A 19,224-nucleotide genomic window follows, 5' to 3' on the forward strand; every position below is an offset into this window, starting at 1 on the left:
AGAATAGGAGTGAGAGGATGAAACGAGTTGATTTGAACTGCGATTTAGGGGAGAGTTTTGGAGCTTATAAAATTGGTCAGGATGAATTAATCTTAGACTATATCTCTTCGGCCAATGTAGCTTGTGGCTATCATGCTGGTGACCACAATGTGATGGCTGAAACAGTTAAGATGGCAAAGGAAAAAAAGGTGAGCATCGGAGCTCATCCTGGTTTTCAAGATTTAATGGGGTTTGGTAGACGAGCTATCCAAACGAGTCCAGAAGATATTTATCATTTCATTATTTATCAAATTAATGCCTTAAAAGGATTCTGTCATCTCCATAATGTACCAATGAAGCATGTGAAGCCACACGGAGCACTGTTTAACATGGCTGCGAAAGATCCGGTTATGGCAGAAGCAATTGCGAAAGCGGTATATGATACTGATCCATCTCTCGTGTTATTTGGCTTATCAGGTAGTGAATTAACAAAGCAAGGGACAAAGCTTGGCTTAGACGTTGCGAATGAAGTATTTGCTGATCGCACCTATCAACCTGACGGGACGTTAACTCCCCGAACGCAAACAAATGCCTTAATTCACGATACGAACAAAGCGATTGAGCAAGTGTTGCAAATGGTACAAACAGGAACAGTAACAGCTGTAGATGGCTCCACCATCTCTATAAAAGCGGATACTGTTTGCATTCACGGTGACGGAGAAAATGCTTTGGCTTTTGCTCAAAATTTGAGAGAGACTATAGTTAATGAAGGCATATCAATAAAATCTATAAAGTAAACGTACGAAAAGAGGGAGTCGGGTGGCTCTCTTTTTTTACGTCTAAGCGAGCAAAAACGAATAAGTGAGCAAATAAGTACGGAACACTTGTGCTATATTCCGTGTCCTTTAAATGAATTGGTTCTATGGTCATATCCTCTCTATACAATTTAATCCATTTAACCCATTGGTTTATAAATTGAGCGTGCTATAGTTAAAAAGATGCTAAAAAGGTGAAAAATTAACGGTTTCTAAAGAAATAGAATGTAAGGGAAAATCTATAAATAAATTGTAAATTGTTTAAAAGAACGCTTCTTTTAAAAATCTTAAGTGGGTGATGTGTGAAATGAAAGTATTAGATGTGAGTGCACTTGATTTAGCAATAGAAGAAACAAAACGCACTCTAATGAAGCAAAGCGAGCAAATCCAACAAATAGAACAAGCAATAAAATCATTCACATCACTTCAAGATTCATTTAAAGGGAGCGGTGCTGATGCTATTCGTTCGTTTTACGAAGAATGTCACCAGCCATTTTTACTGTTATTTCAAGCGGTCATTGATGAGTATTCAACAATTCTTGATCAGATCAAAGGAGCAATGTATTCCTTTGAACCAGCGCCGAATGGCTTCATTCATCAACAATTTTTAGATGATGAATTAAACCAAGGGTTAGAGCAAACTAGAAGCACAACGATGTATCTCACAGATCAAGCAAATTCAATTATGCAGCGTGTGTCTGATATTGTGCAACTGCCCCGGTTAAGTGATGATGATGTGCTGATGCATGTTGATCAGACGAAAAGACATGTCACTGAGACAAGTGAGAACATTATGCATTTCGACTATGAACAAACCAACTCCTTGCAGGCTGTTGAACAAAGTTTAAGAATGATGTCTCAATACCTGATGACTATCTCAAATATGTTTGCACACCAAGGGTTTACGATTTCATCCTTTATATCTGGTCAATTAAAGGATGATGCTAGTTATAAAATGGTTAACGAGGCTCTCTTATCTAAAACTGGCCAAAGCATTGAACAAAGTTTACAACAAACAGACGAATCACCTTCCTGGGTAGGAAAAGTGCTAGACTATTTTAATACGGCTAATCGAACAATCGGTTTCTCAGATTTAGCTGTAGTAGGATCTCAAGCAGCAATGACGACTTCAACGATATTTTTAACTAGAAAGCTAGAGGTTGGCTATCTCCCGAAAAAAACACCGCCTCTTATGCAAAGATTAAAAGGTGATTACCGCTTTTCAGTAGGAGCGCATGAGTCGTGGACGAGTAAAAGCAAGCACAGCTCAAAAACGGCAAAATTTTTATTGGACTTTTCAAGGTCACAGCCAACGAATTCAATGGCCCAGGGGCTGCAGCGGTTTGCAGCAAGCTACAACAGCCCATCGCATATGCTCAGTCACCTAGCTGGATTCCCGAAAAACCACACCGGCTCCATTGTAGGTTCAACTCTGCAAACCAGCTTCCAATCAAGGATGACAACCGGAACGAAAGAGGTTGTGAAGCAGGTGTTTGATGCCAAAGGGCTGCAAAGTGTAGGGAGAAGGATTCCGATTGTTGGAGGGGCTGTTTCCATTGCAGCTAATGTAGCCGATGCGGTCGATCCTAATAATGCAGATAAGTCTAGATCTGAGAAAACAGGAAGAGTACTTGCTGGTATTGCTGCAGATACCGGAGCAATTGCAGTAGGTGCTAAGGCTGGTGCAGTTATTGGCAGTGTTGGAGGTCCGGTAGGTGTTATCGTGGGCGGAACCGTAGGAGGGCTTGTTGGAGGGGTAGCTAGTAGTTTCGCTGGAGATAAAGTAAAAGATTTTGGCGGAAGTATTGGGAAGTCTATAGGATCTGGTATGAATTCTATAGGAAATTCCTTTAAGTCAAGTACGGTTGGAAGTTGGTTTAAATAAGCTATACAATTCTATAAAGGAGATTATCGCTAGTGATGTCAGAACAGACTTTAGAAAATATTGAGTTTATCCTTTTATCTCCAGTGCTAGCGCAAATTGCTTTTGCATTTTTAGTGTTAATTTTGGGCTTTGTCATTGTTGATTATTATGAGTGGGGAGTCTTTAGGCCGGCTGAGACATGGTTTCAAAAGCTCACAAATGTTTTTATGAAAGGCTTCTTTGGTACAGGTCCCTACTTTTATAAGCGTTATAAGAAACATAATTGGTTAACAGCGAAAGTCCTATACTTTTTTACTTTTATCGGCATATGTATAGGGGCCTTTGTTGCATACGGATTACTTTGGCTGATTCTAAGAACATTAGTCAAATTGCTAGGGATTGAGTTGTACTAATAAAGAAAGAAAAGATATTCTAGAATTCTTTCGAGGAAGAGTATCATGACGGAATCAGAAGTATCAAACTTAATCATTATTATTGCCTCGCCTATTCTCACACAGATTAGTTATGCGTTTTTAGTTTTAATTTTAGGGTCTGTCATAGTGGAGTATTATGAATGGGGAGTTTTTAGGCCGGCTGAAACTAAGTTCCAAAAGTTCACGAACTTTATTATGAAAGGTATGTTCGGAGCAGGTTTTTATTTTTATCATAAGTACAGTAAGTATAAATGGTTAACGGCAAAAGTTCTATATGCGATTACTTTTATCGGAATGTGCATAGTTGCTTTGATTGCGTTTAATATTGTAAGAATCATAGTTATGTTTGTACTTCACCTGTTTTCTTTGGTTTAGAATCTATTGTTCTTAGAAAGAAAAAAATTAAGGTTTTATTAAGAGAGAAGAATACAAATGTTATCAGATCAAATAATTGAGTACATCGAAATATTTATTGCAATGGTTTTTGTAGCTCAGTTTGGCTTTGGTATTGCCTTATTGGTGCTTGGAAAAGTCATGATGGAGTACTATGAATGGGGGATTTTTCGTCCAGCAACCAATTGGTTTCAGAAATCGACTAATCTCTTTATGAAGGGAACAATAGGAGCAGGTCCTTATTTCTATGCAAGACTCATTAAATATCCTTGGATCATTACTAAACTTCTATTTGCAATAACATTAATCTTTATGGGGCTAACAAGCATCGTACTTTATTATATATTGACGTGGATCATTAATATTTTGTTAGGTTAGTTTAGAAAAGAGATGAAGATGTTAACTGAAGATACCATCACTTTGATAGAGAACATCATGATGATATTCATTCTATCCCAAGTAGCATATGCTACACTTGTTTTTATTTTGGGTTTTATTATGGTTGATTACTATGAGTGGGGAGTTTTTAGGCCGGCTGAGACATGGTTTCAAAAGCTCACAAATGGAATAATGAAAAGCTTATTTGGATTAGGTCCTTATTTTTATCAACGTTATTAGTAACATAACTGGTTAACTGCAAAAATCCTATACTTATATGGTGTCTAATCAAATGATTGAGTACATCGAAATTTAAAGCAATACCAAAGGATGTGTTATAGGCAAATGAATTTTGTAATGAAGTGTTCGACTGAGGAGCTGGCGCTGCTTGTATCATTAACCGGATTTCCGAATGTGGCAAAAGGAATTCTAGAGGCAGGATTAGGGACAAAAACTCAACAAGAGTGGGATGCTGTGATGGAAGCTACAGCTCATCAATTAATGGTAAAAGAACTTTGGGTAGAAGAAGCTGAACGGAGCGGGGAAATTCCATTAAGCGAGGAAATGCAGACCTTTATCAAATCCTATGTTGAGTCAAAATATATGGTTCGTGTTCCGGATGCGCCAAATCAACATGCTGCAATCTTGCATCATATCAAAGGGGATACATGGCTGCTTCACTCAATCGACCGCGATATTATTCATGAATTTGCTTATATGACGGTAGATGAAATGCCTCAGGTGATCAAAGATTATTATGCATTTAGCGAGAAGAATCCAGACGTTCAAAGGACGTTTTCTCTATCTGAAGAGGCGTTTGACTTACTCAGTATCCGAGATCAGGTAAAAAAGGTACAGATGCTCGCAGATCTAGCACCAGAAGAAGAAATGCACTTCCAAGCATTCTTAACGGATCTAGATCATCATGCATGGACTCTCCACAATATTTCTTTCTTTCATATTCCATCAATTGATGAGGATCCTTTTCTTGAGAACATTACGTTTTTCTTGCCTGGTAAGGAAGGAATTTGGATAGTAAGTTATCGTGAAGGCGAAGAGCTGCCAGTTCAAGTGAAGCTAGAGTCTACAGATGAATGGAATGCGATAGTTCAAGGAGTAGCCGTAGTTGCTAAACAGACAAGTGAATAAAAACAAAAAGCATTCAGAGGATTTTCATCTGAATGCTTTTTTAGTTTCTTTTTATATAATCATAAATCAGGCTGGTGTAAGTCTTTCTTTACTAGTTGTTTTATAGAGACCACCTCCTAATCGTTCGTAGGTATGCCAAAAAAAGTATTGCACCAATTAAGTACGGGGTTAAGGTGTAAGTACAAAAAAAAGCCCAAAGATCAACTTTAGTCAAAAGTGGATCTCTTGGCTTTTTTATGTTTCTCGATTACTTCTGTGTAGAAACAACCTCTTTCTTCGCATCCTCTAACATATTATTAATCGACTGAATGTACTCTTTTAAACTCATGAATATCTCCTCCTTGTTTATGTAGTGTTTTATATTTTGTATTTGTTTTTTGTTTTGTTACCTATATATTTGCCAACTTTTAAATTCTATAAACCTATCAAGCTTTAAATGAGTAAAAAGTCTTATAAATAGATGGTGTTCTATTTTTTACAACGGAATTATGTCTGACTTTTTCCTGAAAAAATTGGTTAAGCCTGGTCTGTTCAGGGAATCAATGAAAGTATACAGGGGAGGACTGGTTATGAATCAAATAAAAGATGATATAAAAGATTATTTAGAGAAAATTATTAAAGAAGAAAAGCAAGTCGCAAGGGATGGGAAAATCCCTGATTATATTGAGAAAGTAGATAATGAGGATCATGGGGCTATTTCTATGGCGATCACCGGGCTTGATGGAAGATGCATCAAGGCTGGTGATGATGAAGGTAGATTTTCGATCCAGAGCATGTCTAAAGTCATTTCACTTGCTGTTGCTTTAATGGATCAAGGAGAAGAAAAGTTATTTCAGCATGTGGGTAAAGAGCCGACAGGTGACCCTTATCACTCATTAAGTAAGATGGAGTTGCAGGAAGATGGTGGCCCATTAAATCCAATGGTAAATGCAGGTGCTATTGCAGTGGTTGGTCAAATAAAAGGGAAATCAGTTGATGATAAGTTTAGTAGAATTCTTGATTTAACAAGGAATTTAGCTGGAAATGAAGAGATCGATTATAATCCTGAAATTGTACAAGCGGAAGGGCATGACTTGAACCGCGCCCTCTTCTACTATAATCGCTATGGTGGATATGTCGATGGCGAGCTTGAGGATGTACTACCGATTTACTGGAGAATGACTTCGATTGAGATGACAATTGAAGAGCTTTCTCGCGTTGCGGCAGTGATTGCTAATTACGGAGTGGACCTTGATACAGGAGAGCAGCTTATACCACGAGAAGTTGTGAAAGTATTGAAGACATTTATGGTGACATGTGGAATGTATGATCAATCAGGTGCATTTGCTGTTGATGTGGGGATACCTGCCAAAAGTGGAATTTCAGGGGGGATCTTTGCTTCAATCCCAGGTAGAATGGGAATTGGTGTGTTAGGACCAGATCTTAACCGACATAATAATAGTATTGCAGGTATCCGTTTATTAAAGAAAATCTCAGACCGTTGGAATTTAAGCTTATTTAACCAATGATCATGAAGACCACTTCTCGGCTATGAGGAGTGGTCTTTTTTGAAAACAAAAAAAGCGCCCTGATGAGGACGCTAAAAATAGGAGGTTATGACGGGTTTGGTGGAGAGTTAAATGTACACAACAACAATGAAGAATAAGATAAAAGATAATGTTGTGTCTTCTTAACGTCTCTCCTTTTCGTCAAGAATAATACAGTGTACGTAAAAATTAAGAAGTTGCATAGACTGAAGACATGTAAAAGGGAAAAATCCGCAATTTGTATTGGAGTTATGTTATTAAAGAAACTGTAGAAGTGCCTGCTCTAAGATTACAAAAATTGGAATTGATAGGTCGATGAAGCGAATAGATTCTATCATGGAAAATGATAAGGAGAGGAATTCTAGAAAATTATGACGTGTAGGAGTTACTCTTTCACTAAACGTGGAAGGGTTTTTTGTGCGCATTATTCAAATGAGAATTATTATTCATATTTGAATAATGTGGTGTATGATAAATAAAAGTCAGAAAATAAGGATAAATATACATGCATTCTATTCAATATTGAATAATGAGAGGAGAGAAACATGATGTTTTTTGAAGAAGTAAATGAGAGTGAAGAAATATTAAAAGCTTTGAAGGATGATTTATTAGTTACAGATAGAGATGGGAGGATTATATATGTTAGCGACATAACGAAGGCTTTATATGGGGTTGAAGGTCAAAAAATCATTGGTGCTTCAGTTTATGAATTAGAGAAACAAGGGGTCTTCACACCGATTGTAACTCCACTGGTACTGAAGAAAAAAGAACGTGTTAATGTTATTCAAACAACGAATAAAGGGAGAAAACTGCTTATTACAGGTGTACCAGTTTTTGATGGGAAAGGAGAGGTTCACAGAGTTGCTTCTTATTCTCATGACATTACAGAAATGGTGAATATGAAGCACTTTCTATCTGAAATGCAAGATGAGATGGAGCGAGTTCGAAATGAATTAGAAATATTAAGGAATCAACAGATGAAAAATACCGGTTTTGTGGGTAGTTCTTATGAAATGAAGAAGTGTTTATCAGTAGCGAAACAAGTGGCTGAAGTAGATGTAAATGTATTAATACTAGGTGAATCAGGAGTTGGGAAGACTCACTTAGCAAAGTTAATCCATCGCGAGAGCGAACGGAAGGACAAACCTTTTATTGAAGTGAACTGCGGGGCAATTCCTGAAAGTCTATTTGAATCAGAATTCTTTGGGTATGAAGCAGGTTCTTTTACTAGTGCAAATAAAAAAGGAAAGCTCGGTTTAGCTGAGTTAGCAGAAGGAGGTACCCTTTTCCTAGATGAAATAGGAGAGCTTTCTCTACCACTGCAAGTGAAGGTGCTCCGTTTTATTCAAGATAAACAATTTTATCGTGTTGGAGGAACAAAACCAAGAAGTGTTGATTTCAGGTTGATTGCTGCTACGAATCAGCCTTTAGAACAGTTGGTTAAAGAAAAAAAGTTTCGTGAGGATCTCTATTTTCGTTTGAATGTCGTTCCTATTCGTATTCCACCTTTAAGAGAAAGAACAACAGATATACTCCCTTTAATCGACCATTTTGTAAATGAATTTGCTAGTAAGTACAAACGAAGTCGCATTTTAGATGACGCTGTGAAGCAACAATTGTTTAAACAACCATGGCCAGGTAATATCAGAGAATTAATAAATTTGATTGAGAGGTTGGTCGTCGTTTCTACTTCGGAAATTATAACGATTAAAGATTTACCAGAGACCTATTACTTAACTTATGGACAAGATTTTATTCATAAAGAAAAAACTCTACCGGAAATAATCGAGCAAGTAGAAAAGGAAGTGCTGCAAGAAGCCAAAAATAAATATAAAACAACCGTTAGGATGTCAAAGAATCTAGGGATTAGTCAACCTACAGTAGTCAGAAAACTCAATAAATACAAAATTAACTAACGAATTGGTATGTTTATTGCATTAATCATTATTAGATCATCAACTAGATCGTAGCTGGATGAAAATAAAAATACTGATAAGGTGAGGTGTTGAGTATGGAGTTAGAGAAGAAGGAATTTTTGATTTCAGAAGTTGAACCAAAGGAAACGATGACTACCGCGAATAAAATGAAATTCATTGTGCCATCTTTGCTTGGTCTATTCTTATTCTTAATCCCGATCAATTATGGAGGGAAGTGGACAATAGGGGTAGGGATATTAGCTGAGTCTGCTCAAGGCCTAACGGCTGATTACCTTCCTGGCTTTATGGTAGGAGTGCTTGTTTTATCGGTTTTGTTAACTCTGGTAGCAAGATTTGCCGAACCAAGATGGGTAATGAAATCAGACTTTTTAAAAGGTTTATTTCATGTTAGTGGTTTCTGGCTCGTCATGAGGATTGCTGGTGCGAGCTTTGCTGTTATGGTAATTCTGAAAGTTGGTCCGACATTTATTTGGAATGATTTCACTGGTGGAACCGTGCTCTATGAACTCGTACCTGTTCTAACAATGTGGTTTTTATTTGCAGGACTACTTATGCCTTTATTATTAGAATTTGGTTTAATGGAATTTATCGGAACATCACTAAGAAATATTATGAGACCTTTGTTTCGCCTGCCAGGTAGATCGTCTATCGATGCGGTTGCTTCGTGGATGGGAAGTGGAACAGTGGGTGTATTAATTACAACCAAACAATATGAAGAAGGTTACTATACAAAGCGTGAGGCAGCTGTCATTGCTACTAACTTTTCCGTTGCTTCGATTGCTTTTAGTCTAGTGGTTATTAGCTTCATTGGGCTTGATCATATGTTTGTTCAATTTTATGTGACGGTTATGGTAGCGGGTCTAATTGCGGCAATTATCTGTCCAAGGATTCCCCCACTTTCAAGAAAGCAAGATACGTATTATGAAGAGGTAGGCAAGCAAATCTCAGAGGATGTCCCCAAAGGCAAGACAAGTAGACAGTGGGCATTAGAAAGGGCGGTAGCTAAAGCGTCACAAGTTAAAGGTGTTTCGGGTGTAGCGAGGAAAGGATTTCAAAATGTATTAGATATTTGGTTTGGATTGATCCCTCTTGTTATGGCCCTTGGAACGGTTGCACTAGTAATTGTTGAATACACATCGATTTTCGTATATATGTCTTATCCATTCGTGCCAATCCTAGAGTTAATGAGAATTCCAGAAGCGCAAGCAGCTGCTCCGGCTTTATTAGTTGGTTTTGCAGATATGTTCTTACCAGCAGTAGTTGGAAGTGGCATTGAAAGTGAGTTAACAAGATTTGTCATTGCGGCTGTATCTCTTACACAGCTTGTATACATGTCTGAAATTGGGATCTTATTACTTCGTTCAAAAATACCTTTAAGTTTTCTAGATTTAGTGATCGTATTTTTTCAACGCACGATTATCACGTTGCCGATCATTGTTCTCATGGCGCATTTTCTATTCTTTTAAACCTATTTATAAACAAAGAAGGAGTGAAGAGGATGTCTCAAGATTGGAGTCAACTTAGAGAAAAGCTAGCAACACGTCTAGCTCCAAGTATGGCAAAAGATCATCCGAACCTGCCCGTTGTGAAAGAAGAAGGGTGTTATTACTACGGGGTCGATGGAAGAAAGTATTTAGATTTCACCTCGGGCATTGCGGTAACAAATGTTGGACACCGTCATCCTAAAGTTGTTGAAGCAATCAAAGAAGCCGCTGATTCACTTACACACGGACCAATTGGAGTCATACAATATGAATCTATTTTACGTTTAGCAGATGAGCTTGCTGAGGTACTTCCTGGTGATCTTGATTGTTTCTTTTTTGCTAATAGTGGAACAGAAGCGATTGAAGGTGCACTGAAACTAGCTAAATTTGTGACGAAACGACCGTATGTCGTTTCCTTTACGGGGTGTTTTCATGGCAGAACACAAGGTGCACTTAGTGTAAGCACTTCAAAGAGTAAGTACCGCAAATTTCTTCAACCGAACGGGCTAACTTACCAAATTCCATACTTTAATCCATATGATCCGAGAATACTAGATGAGAGCGGAATAGTGGTTGAAGCAAAAGCAATTGATCTACTAGAAGAAGACTTTACCAAGCTCTTTAAGTATCATGTCTCTCCTGAGGAAGTAGCGGCCATTATTTTGGAGCCCGTTCTTGGTGAAGGTGGTTATATTATTCCTCCTGCTTCGTGGTTAAAAAAGATAAGAGAAATTTGTGATCGCCATCAGATGTTACTCATCTTTGATGAAGTACAAACTGGATTTGGGAGAACGGGAGAATGGTTTGCTGCTCAAACATTTGGTGTGACACCGGATATCATGGCAATTGCCAAAGGGATTGCCTCCGGTTTGCCACTTAGCGCTACAGTGGCAAACCATACATTAATGCAACAGTGGCCTTTAGGGAGTCATGGCACGACATTTGGGGGAAACCCAATCGCATGTTCAGCAGCTCTTGCAACCGTTGAGGTCATGAAAGAAGAACACTTATTAGATAATGCAAAAGTGGTAGGGGCCTTTGCAAGAGAAAGACTAGATGAAATGAAGAAACAGTACGAAATGATTGGAAGTGTTCGTAGTGTTGGTTTAATGATTGGGATTGAAATTATTAATGAAAAGACAAATAAAGCAGATGGGGAAGCTGTGCTCCGTATATTAGATTTGGCCTTAAAAGAAGGCGTATTGTTCTACCTTTGTGGAAATGAAGGAGAAGTAATACGGATGATACCGCCTTTAAGTGTGACAAAACAACAGGTTGACGAGGGCTTAAACATGCTTGAAAAAGCGATTGTCACTTATCTTGAAGAAAAGCATCAACCATTAAATAATCGGTAAGGAGCTTAAAAAATGAAGTATCAACCGAAAGATTCCTCCCAATCCCCACGCTTTTGTGGGATAAGAACATTTATGAGATTAGAGCATATTAAAACAACAGATGACATCGATTTTGCTATTGTAGGGGTGCCTTTTGATACGGCTGCTTCTAATCGAGTCGGAGCACGCTATGGCCCTGATCATGTCAGAAATGCATCAGTCTTATTGCGACCATACAATCCAGACCAAGAAATTAATATTTTCGAACATTGTTCGGGTGTTGATTACGGAGATATTGATGTTATTCCAGGCAATATTCATAGAACGTATGACCGAATTGTAGAGGGAATCATTCCACTTCTTCAAAAAGGAATCATCCCGATTATGATTGGTGGCGATCATTCAATTTCACTAGCCCACTTACGTGCTATGGCTCAAGTATATGGACCAATATCCCTTGTTCACTTTGATTCACATGGTGATACCTGGGACCATTATTATGGTGAGAAATATATGCATGGTACTCCTTTTAGGCGAGCTGTTGAAGAAGGGTTAATAGATGTTGAGCACTCAATTCAGGTAGGGATGCGTGGACCACTATATGGTCCAACTTGTATTGAAGATGCACGAGACATAGGGTTTGAAGTTATTCCAATGCGTGAGATGAGAAAACTTGGCCAAGAGAATGTGATTGAGAGAATTCAAAGCCGCGTTGGGAGTTCTAATCGTCCAGTTTTCGTGACTTTTGATATTGATTTTGTTGATCCAGCCTACGCTCCAGGTACAGGAACGCCTGAAGTAGCTGGTCCAACAAGTCATGAAGCGTTAGAGTACGTGAGGAGTTTAACGAACTTTAATATTGTTGGATTTGATTTAGTTGAAGTCTTACCAGCCTATGATCATGGTGATATTACGGCTTATTTAGCAAGTGCAGTTGCTTTTGAGATGATTTCATTAATTGCAATAAAAAAACGAGATAAAGTAGTCCAGGCACCTTACAGCGAACAAAAGAATTAAAAGTGATTAGAGCTATTTCTTGTACTTCCTCGCTAGAAATGATATCAATAGAGATATAAAACTTTTTACCTATATCTTTCGGTGTGTAGGGATTGTTTAGACGGGGTGAGGAATTGAATGCGAGAAAAACAGATGAAGAGATTTTAGAGGCGATCGTAACAGCAGCACCTTATATCCAAGAAGCGGCTAAAGAAGAAATTGCGATTTCTATATGTGATCATGATAAATGGTTATTACAGCTGGACCATCCCAACCTAGTACTTGGGAATAAAACAGGAGATCCTGTATCAAATGATGATCCGGTCATCCAAAGTGCATTGAATGGAAAAGGTGGAATGGGGAGACCTCCATTTGAGGTATACGGCATGCATTTCTTTGGTAAAACGACACCCATTATGAATGAGGGCCGTGTTATTGGCGCTATTGGTATGGCTTATAACATTGAAGTACTCATGAAGATGGAGAAAAATGTTGAAAAACTAAATGAAATTACTGCTAGCATTCAACAGTTAATCGAGCAGATTATTTCACAAGCTAGCCAACTCCAAACGACTAATCAACAGCTATATGACCTATCTGAGAAATCGAAGGAAAATTCCGAAGAGGTCAATCATATCCTCGAATTAATGAATAAGATCTCGAGGCAGACAAATATTTTAGGGTTAAATGCCAATATAGAAGCAGCGCGTGCAGGAGAAGCAGGTAAAGGGTTTTCGGTTGTAGCAAATGAAGTGAGAACGATCTCTAAAGAAACCGCAGAGTCTTCAGATAAGATTAATCAATCCATTACCGTCATTAAAGACAATCTCGGACAAATGATTAAGAGTTTATCTACGATTAGAGGGTTAACGACTGAACAAACGACTTTAGTTAAAAATGTGGCAGAAACACTTGATACATTAGCGACGATTATTCATCAACTGCATGATTATATGAAAACATTAGGTTAAGTAGAAGAGTACTCTATCAGATTTTGATAGAGTATTTTTTATGCTCTTATAAGGTGACTTATCTTCTAGTAAACAGATTGTAAATAGTTGAAATAAATGTAAAGGGTTAAACGTATACAAACCATAATATTTACCATCTCTTTATATTGTTAAAATAATTCGAATATTATTTACTTAGCTAGAACATTGTCTTCATTCTCCCTTCATTTTCAATCTGTAACATAAGGCTTGTAAGAAAACTTTGGTTGGAGGGTGAATCATGAAGAGAGCTTGGAAATGGTTAGGTATGTCAGTTACAGCAGTCTCGCTTGCCTTTATGGCAGCATGTGGTGGGAGCGAAGAAACCAGTCAATCGCAGACAGGATCTTCTGAGGTGGAAGCATCTGATGGTATTGACCGAACAGATTGGCCTGAAAAGTTTGTATATGGAATTTTACCTACAGAAGATCAAGGAGAACTCACTAGACAATTTGAGCCGATGATCGAATATATGGAAAATCGACTTGGTATTGAATTTGAATTATTTGTGGGGAATGACTATAACGCTTTAATTGAAGCAATGAGAAATGGCCACCTGCATGCATCTGGCTTTGGACCATTTTCATACATGCTTGCTCATGACCGCGCAAACGCTGAAGCTTTTGCTATGGGAGTGGAGGATGAGGACTCTGCAACGTATCACTCTACTTTTATTACACTTGAAGACAGTGGAATTGAGTCGCTTGATGATCTAGAAGGAACAACCATTGCTTATGCTGATCCAGCTTCTGCATCTGGCCATATTTTTCCTAAAGGAATGGTGATTAACCACCTTGGTTTAACAATGGATACAGTTGATGATCATTTTGAATACGTCACATTTTCTGGTAGCCACGAAGCCTCGCTCTATTCTATTTTAAATGGAGATGTTCTAGTAGCTGGTGTATGCGATGTATGTATTGAACGTGTATATGAGCGAGTAGAAGATCACCCCAAATTTGATAAATTGAAAGTTATTGCTGAGTCAGAGCCTATTCCACGCGGGCCACAAGCAATTAATATGGATTTACCAGAAAGTCTACGTGAAGCTGTCATCACAGCATTTCATGAAATGAAAGATGACCCTAATGCAAAAGAGTTTTTAGAAGAAAGTGGTTACTCTGATTATATGCCTGCCGATGATAGCATGTACGATGTCATACGTGAAACAGCGGAAGCTCTAGAAATGAGTGCTGAGGATCTTTTGCAATAAATGTAATGACTAGGTGATGAGCATGAAAGTGTTTCATCACCTCTTCTTTTATAACTATTCACAAGGAGGAAAGAACAGTGGCTGAAGCAATATTGAAAATTGAGAATCTAAAGAAAGTGTATCCTGATGGCACTGTAGGTTTAAAGGAGATTAATACGACCATTCATAAAGGTGAATTGATTGCGATAATCGGACCAAGTGGTGCAGGAAAGAGTACGTTCCTTAGATCGATTAATCGATTAAATGAACCCACATCAGGAGCGGTCTACATTGGTGGTGAAAATATTTGTGAGGCAAAAGGAAAAAAGCTCAGAATGATTAGGCGTAAAGTTGGTATGATCTTTCAAGGATATAACTTAATCAAACGATCCACGACTGTACAAAATGTTCTTCATGGACGTCTTGGTTATATGTCTTCTCTTAAAGGGGGCTTTGGTCGTTTTAGTGAGGAAGATACAAAGGAAGCGCTTGATATTCTCATGCGAGTCGGCTTAGAGGATCAGGCATTTAAAAAGGCAGGAGATCTCTCAGGGGGGCAACAGCAACGTGTTGGAATTGCTAGAGCCATTGCACAGAATCCAGATCTCTTATTAGCGGATGAGCCTATTGCTAGTCTAGACCCCTCTTCCTCTGAGAAAGTCATGAGTTACTTAAAAACAATCGGAAAAGAGGACGGAATTACAACCATTGTTAATTTGCATCAAGTCGATTTTGCAAAAGAATTTGCTGATCGTATTATTGGGGTGAAAGCTGGTGAAATTGTCTTTGACGGAACACCTAGAGAACTGACAGATTATACGACTGAACAGCTATATCGTTAAAAGGAGGTTTAAAAGGTGAGTGTACCTGCTAAGAAACTAGAAGCAGCTCAACCGTTGCAATTAAAAACGAGAGAAAAACATTGGCGTTCAGTAGATGAACTTTATAAAGATCTTAAAAGAAGAAAAAAGTTAGTCAGATCCAATCAATTACTCATTCTATCTGTTATCTTGGCTCTTATCATTTGGTCATGGTATGAAACAGGCTTTCAATTATCCTCCTTATATTCAGGGCTAGGGAATATTGCTAATTTCATCATGGTCGATTTATTACCTCCTGACTTTTCAGCAATTGGGATTTTTATTGGACCTGCAATTGATACCGTGCTGATGAGTTACGTGGGAATGATTTTCTCTGTTTTCTTTTCCCTAATCTTTGGTTTTCTTGCTGCAAAGAATCTTACTTTCCACCCAGTGATCGGTGTAATAAGTCGCTCGATTATTGCCTTTTTACGAGCGGTACCAGCATTAGTTTGGGGGATATTAATGGTTGCATCTTTTGGACTTGGACCTTTTGCCGGAACTGTTGCTCTTGGCTTATCTGGAATTGGGATTCTTGCAAAGGCATATGCTGATATTTTAGAAGAGCTTGATCCTGGCCAAATTGAAGCGGTGCGTGCGACAGGAGCTAGTTGGTTTCAAGTGGTCGGTCAAGCTGTTTGGCCGCAATTTAAAGCCGGTTTTGTAGGGTGGTCTCTTTATAAAATGGATTTGAATATTCGCGAAGCAGCTGTACTTGGATTAATCGGAGCCGGCGGTATTGGATCAATTTTGCAAAGCTCAATTAGTCTTTTTCAGTATCAACGAGCTGCTCTTGGAATCTTGATTATCTGGCTGCTTATTTTAATCGTTGAATTTACAACCGCGAAGGTAAGGGAGCGTATTTTATGAATGACTATCAGAAAAAACGTGATCAACTAACAAAGCGGATTATTGGTTTTGGAGCTGTTGTCCTATTTATCTATAGTATTTTACAATTGGAAATTTTACCAGAACGTATTATCAAGAGCTGGGAGAGGAGTCAGCATTTAATTCTTGGGATGGTACCTCCGTCTTTAAATGACCCCATTGATATTTTCGGAGCTGCATTAGAATCTCTTCATGTTGCTGTGATGGGAACCCTTTTAGGCATTATCTTCTCTGCAGTCTTAGCTTGTCTAGCTGCGCGCAATTTATCTCCTCATATATCTGTAAGTTATGTTGTAAAAGGGTTTGCTGCATTTGTCCGGGCTGTGCCGGCTTTAATTTGGGCCATTCTCTTTATCGTTGCAGTAGGTCTTGGACCAACACCCGGGATATTAGCCTTGGCTATTAATAGTGTGGGAATGCTTGTAAAGGTATATGCTGAAGCGATTGAGGATATTGATACGAGCGTGATTGAAACGATAAAGGCAACTGGTGCCTCCCAGTTTCAAGTGATTATGCAGGGGATTGTTCCAACGATGATGAGTGCATTTATTTCGTGGTCTGTGTTCAGATTTGATGTAAATATTCGCTATGCAGCAGTGCTTGGTGTAGTTGGTGCTGGAGGAATTGGATGGGAGCTTGTCCGAGCGTCCCGAGTGATGGCATACGATCAAGTGATGGGAGTTACTCTTGTGATTTTTGGGATGATTATTAGCATGGAATTTTTAACACGTTACTTAAAGAAACGGACAGACCTAGTAGCGGCGAAAGCGGCAAATTAGTGTGATTGATTATGTGGAGGAGCAGGTGAGATTATTCTCTCCTGCTTTCTTCACCATACATTCAAGGGAGAGAGGGATTGAAATGAAGTTAATAGCGATTGATTTAGATGGGACATTGTTGAATGGTCATGGGAAAGTAACCAATTATACAAGGACAGTCGTTAATCATCTTGCCAAAGAGGGCCATAAAATCGTTCTTGTTACAGGGCGTCACCAAGTAATGACTCGTGAAATAGCTAGTCTTTTCCCCTTATCAAAGTTTATGGTTTGTTTTAACGGCGCGGCGATTATTGAACGAGCAACAAATCAAGTTGTGGTGGAGAATACATATCGTACATGCGATATCGATCATGTTATTGAGACGATTAAAGAGTGGGAGCTTTCATATTTAGTAGAAACGAAGGAAGGCTTTTTGATTGAAGGTGCTTATCTAGGTTTAATTCAACAGTTTAACACTTTGAATCTACCTTTCTCTATTATTTCCGAATTGAAGGATATAGAACAAACGATTATCAAGCTTTCTATTCGAGGAGTAGAAGAAGAGTTAGATCGGTTAACACCATTGATTGCTCAATTAGTGCCTGAATTATATGTCGTTAGAAGTGGAGAAGAGTCGGTCGATATTATGAATAAATCAGTAAGTAAAGGGAGAGCAGTTAGATGGATAGGGGATTATTATCAAATAGATTCATCTGACACCATCACATTTGGAAACTATGATAATGACTGTAGCATGTTAAAGTATGCAGGAATAGGAGTAGCTATGGGCAATGCTCCAACACGGGTTAAAAAAGTAGCTGATGTCGTTGCGAAATCGAATGAAGAAGATGGAGTGGCTACATTTTTAGAGGAATGTAAATGGGGCAGGGAGAGTGCAAGCCTTCAGCAATTAATAAAGCCGAATACAAATTAGAGAGGATACGAGAAATGAGTCCGACAAAGGAGCAAAAGAAAGCTGTAACCGTTGTTTCACTTATAACAGCTTTATGTTTACTTGGTGATTCGATGTTGTATGTTGCTCTACCTATTTATTATCAACAAGTAGGGCTCGCATCCTTATGGGAAGTAGGCTTGATCTTGTCTATTAATCGTTTTATTCGCATCCCGGTTAACCCTATAGTTGGATGGGCTTACCGGAAGCTTTCCTTGCGAGTTGGGCTTGTTATTTCAGTGATATTAGCAGTGATTACAACGATTGGTTATGGTGTTGGTTACGGCTTAGTCATTTGGTTAGTACTAAGGATTTTATGGGGTATAGCATGGTCATTTTTACGACTTGGTGGCTTTCTATTAGTTGTAGGAATTTCAAATGATTCAAACCGTGGAGAAAATATTGGACGCTACAATGGTCTTTATCGTCTTGGTAGTTTAGGAGGTATGCTTGGAGGGGGGATTTTGGCTGCTGTTATAGGCTTTGAGTGGACTGCTATTCTATTTGGAATCAGTATGTTGGCTGGTATCCCTATAGTATTGCATGCCATTCCTAAAAATGTATTAACCACATCTACTGACGAACCAATGATCAAACAACCAAATATAAAAATGAAGCCAGCCCACAAAACGGTGGCTGTTATATTAAGTGGCATGGTTATAGCCTTTTTAATTCAAGGGGTGTTTAGTTCTTCTATAAGCTTAGTCATGGCAGACCATTTTGGCGATGAGTTATTTTTAATTGGCCTTACAGTCGGTGTCACTGCGTTGGCAGGAATTCTTCAGGGGGTGAGGTGGCTGTGGGAACCATATTTAGCTAAGAAATTTGGAGAATGGTCTGATGGTGATCGAGGTCGGCTACCTTTATATATTGGTTCGTTAATTGTTTCAATGATTGGCTTTTTATTGATTCCTATTCAATTCTCGATCTTTATTTGGGTTGGTCTTGCATTAATTCTAATGACAGCATCCACCGCGCTGACAACTATTGGTGATGCGTTAACAGCAGATGTGGCTAAGTCTGGTGATGCGAATAGAGTTCTTACAATATATACTGTTTTCCTAGATGTGGGGGCTGCTCTAGGACCATTATTTATCTACGGAAGTCTTTCAATAGGACTTAGTCTTCAACAAGCTTTTTCGCTATCAGCTGCTCTATTTCTCCTATTAGTCGTGTATTGGGTGGTAGCGTATCGAAAGGTAGACTTTGTCTATTGAGATAATTTGACTGCAAACGAAACAAAAGATTGATTTTTTCTTGGTGTATAATGGTAATGTGGAACCTTCAATGAGCGTG

The 19,224-nt window shown here is 38.5% G+C and carries 19 protein-coding genes; all 19 read left to right on the plus strand.

Annotated elements, in window-relative coordinates:
- Positions 1 to 17 precede the first annotated feature (17 nt).
- The 19 genes from RYX56_RS15375 to RYX56_RS15465 all read left to right on the plus strand — a co-directional run bounded on the left by RYX56_RS15375 (position 18) and on the right by RYX56_RS15465 (position 19,145).
- Positions 18 to 776: a LamB/YcsF family protein gene (locus RYX56_RS15375; protein WP_317122937.1), complete on the plus strand. Its 759-nt coding sequence runs from the start codon at positions 18 to 20 to the stop codon at positions 774 to 776.
- A 325-nt stretch (positions 777 to 1,101) separates the two neighbouring features.
- Positions 1,102 to 2,679: an LXG domain-containing protein gene (locus RYX56_RS15380; protein ID WP_317122938.1), complete on the plus strand. Its 1,578-nt coding sequence runs from the start codon at positions 1,102 to 1,104 to the stop codon at positions 2,677 to 2,679.
- 32 nt (positions 2,680 to 2,711) lie between these two features.
- The gene (locus RYX56_RS15385; protein ID WP_317122939.1) at positions 2,712 to 3,071 is read left to right on the plus strand and encodes a hypothetical protein; all 360 of its coding nucleotides are present in this window, start codon (positions 2,712 to 2,714) and stop codon (positions 3,069 to 3,071) included.
- Between the two features lie 45 nt (positions 3,072 to 3,116).
- Positions 3,117 to 3,467, plus strand: a complete 351-nt coding sequence (locus RYX56_RS15390; RefSeq protein ID WP_317122940.1) for a hypothetical protein — start codon at positions 3,117 to 3,119, stop codon at positions 3,465 to 3,467.
- Between the two features lie 57 nt (positions 3,468 to 3,524).
- Entirely contained in the window at positions 3,525 to 3,863 is a 339-nt protein-coding gene (locus tag RYX56_RS15395; protein ID WP_317122941.1) for a hypothetical protein, read from the plus strand.
- Between the two features lie 18 nt (positions 3,864 to 3,881).
- A complete protein-coding gene (locus RYX56_RS15400; RefSeq protein WP_317122942.1) occupies positions 3,882 to 4,103 on the plus strand; it encodes a hypothetical protein in 222 nt (73 codons plus the stop codon).
- A 105-nt stretch (positions 4,104 to 4,208) separates the two neighbouring features.
- A complete protein-coding gene (locus tag RYX56_RS15405; protein ID WP_317122943.1) occupies positions 4,209 to 5,012 on the plus strand; it encodes a YfjC family protein in 804 nt (267 codons plus the stop codon).
- Between the two features lie 569 nt (positions 5,013 to 5,581).
- On the plus strand, positions 5,582 to 6,520 hold the full coding sequence (glsA, locus tag RYX56_RS15410) for a glutaminase A (protein ID WP_317122944.1): 939 nt from the start codon (positions 5,582 to 5,584) through the stop codon (positions 6,518 to 6,520).
- Positions 6,521 to 7,083: 563 nt separating this feature from the next.
- Positions 7,084 to 8,454, plus strand: a complete 1,371-nt coding sequence (locus RYX56_RS15415; RefSeq protein ID WP_317122945.1) for a sigma-54 interaction domain-containing protein — start codon at positions 7,084 to 7,086, stop codon at positions 8,452 to 8,454.
- 95 nt (positions 8,455 to 8,549) lie between these two features.
- On the plus strand, positions 8,550 to 9,941 hold the full coding sequence (locus RYX56_RS15420) for a YjiH family protein (protein ID WP_317122946.1): 1,392 nt from the start codon (positions 8,550 to 8,552) through the stop codon (positions 9,939 to 9,941).
- 32 nt (positions 9,942 to 9,973) lie between these two features.
- On the plus strand, positions 9,974 to 11,314 hold the full coding sequence (locus RYX56_RS15425; protein WP_317122947.1) for an aspartate aminotransferase family protein: 1,341 nt from the start codon (positions 9,974 to 9,976) through the stop codon (positions 11,312 to 11,314).
- A 12-nt stretch (positions 11,315 to 11,326) separates the two neighbouring features.
- Positions 11,327 to 12,310, plus strand: a complete 984-nt coding sequence (gene speB / locus RYX56_RS15430) for an agmatinase (RefSeq protein ID WP_317122948.1) — start codon at positions 11,327 to 11,329, stop codon at positions 12,308 to 12,310.
- Between the two features lie 113 nt (positions 12,311 to 12,423).
- Positions 12,424 to 13,260: a methyl-accepting chemotaxis protein gene (locus RYX56_RS15435; RefSeq protein ID WP_317122949.1), complete on the plus strand. Its 837-nt coding sequence runs from the start codon at positions 12,424 to 12,426 to the stop codon at positions 13,258 to 13,260.
- Positions 13,261 to 13,519: 259 nt separating this feature from the next.
- A complete protein-coding gene (locus RYX56_RS15440; RefSeq protein WP_317122950.1) occupies positions 13,520 to 14,491 on the plus strand; it encodes a phosphate/phosphite/phosphonate ABC transporter substrate-binding protein in 972 nt (323 codons plus the stop codon).
- A 77-nt stretch (positions 14,492 to 14,568) separates the two neighbouring features.
- Positions 14,569 to 15,312, plus strand: a complete 744-nt coding sequence (gene phnC, locus RYX56_RS15445) for a phosphonate ABC transporter ATP-binding protein (RefSeq protein ID WP_317122951.1) — start codon at positions 14,569 to 14,571, stop codon at positions 15,310 to 15,312.
- A gap of 15 nt (positions 15,313 to 15,327) precedes the next feature.
- Positions 15,328 to 16,200, plus strand: coding sequence for a phosphonate ABC transporter, permease protein PhnE (phnE, locus tag RYX56_RS15450; protein ID WP_317122952.1), 873 nt, complete (start codon positions 15,328 to 15,330; stop codon positions 16,198 to 16,200).
- Positions 16,197 to 16,997 carry a phosphonate ABC transporter, permease protein PhnE gene (gene phnE, locus RYX56_RS15455; RefSeq protein ID WP_317122953.1) on the plus strand — a complete coding sequence of 267 codons (801 nt, stop codon included), beginning with the start codon at positions 16,197 to 16,199 and terminating at the stop codon, positions 16,995 to 16,997. The genes phnE (RYX56_RS15450) and phnE (RYX56_RS15455) overlap by 4 nt, the downstream gene beginning before the upstream one ends.
- Before the next feature lie 25 nt (positions 16,998 to 17,022).
- Entirely contained in the window at positions 17,023 to 17,910 is an 888-nt protein-coding gene (locus RYX56_RS15460) for an HAD family hydrolase (protein ID WP_317122954.1), read from the plus strand.
- Positions 17,911 to 17,924: 14 nt separating this feature from the next.
- Entirely contained in the window at positions 17,925 to 19,145 is a 1,221-nt protein-coding gene (locus RYX56_RS15465) for an MFS transporter (protein ID WP_317122955.1), read from the plus strand.
- Positions 19,146 to 19,224 lie beyond the last annotated feature (79 nt).

The organism is Alkalihalophilus lindianensis (assembly GCF_032843265.1).
GTDB lineage: Bacteria > Bacillota > Bacilli > Bacillales > Bacillaceae_D > Alkalihalophilus > Alkalihalophilus lindianensis.

Excerpts from the sequence above, each read along its gene's own strand:
- speB (WP_317122948.1), top strand. The coding sequence starts at position 11,327 with ATGAAGTATCAACCGAAAGATTCCTCCCAATCCCCACGCTTTTGTGGG.
- RYX56_RS15420 (WP_317122946.1), top strand. The coding sequence starts at position 8,550 with ATGGAGTTAGAGAAGAAGGAATTTTTGATTTCAGAAGTTGAACCAAAG.
- RYX56_RS15395 (WP_317122941.1), top strand. The coding sequence starts at position 3,525 with ATGTTATCAGATCAAATAATTGAGTACATCGAAATATTTATTGCAATG.
- phnE (WP_317122953.1), top strand. The coding sequence starts at position 16,197 with ATGAATGACTATCAGAAAAAACGTGATCAACTAACAAAGCGGATTATT.
- RYX56_RS15400 (WP_317122942.1), top strand. The coding sequence starts at position 3,882 with ATGTTAACTGAAGATACCATCACTTTGATAGAGAACATCATGATGATA.
- RYX56_RS15465 (WP_317122955.1), top strand. The coding sequence starts at position 17,925 with ATGAGTCCGACAAAGGAGCAAAAGAAAGCTGTAACCGTTGTTTCACTT.
- glsA (WP_317122944.1), top strand. The coding sequence starts at position 5,582 with ATGAATCAAATAAAAGATGATATAAAAGATTATTTAGAGAAAATTATT.
- RYX56_RS15440 (WP_317122950.1), top strand. The coding sequence starts at position 13,520 with ATGAAGAGAGCTTGGAAATGGTTAGGTATGTCAGTTACAGCAGTCTCG.
- RYX56_RS15375 (WP_317122937.1), top strand. The coding sequence starts at position 18 with ATGAAACGAGTTGATTTGAACTGCGATTTAGGGGAGAGTTTTGGAGCT.
- RYX56_RS15380 (WP_317122938.1), top strand. The coding sequence starts at position 1,102 with ATGAAAGTATTAGATGTGAGTGCACTTGATTTAGCAATAGAAGAAACA.
- RYX56_RS15415 (WP_317122945.1), top strand. The coding sequence starts at position 7,084 with ATGATGTTTTTTGAAGAAGTAAATGAGAGTGAAGAAATATTAAAAGCT.
- RYX56_RS15390 (WP_317122940.1), top strand. The coding sequence starts at position 3,117 with ATGACGGAATCAGAAGTATCAAACTTAATCATTATTATTGCCTCGCCT.
- RYX56_RS15405 (WP_317122943.1), top strand. The coding sequence starts at position 4,209 with ATGAATTTTGTAATGAAGTGTTCGACTGAGGAGCTGGCGCTGCTTGTA.
- RYX56_RS15425 (WP_317122947.1), top strand. The coding sequence starts at position 9,974 with ATGTCTCAAGATTGGAGTCAACTTAGAGAAAAGCTAGCAACACGTCTA.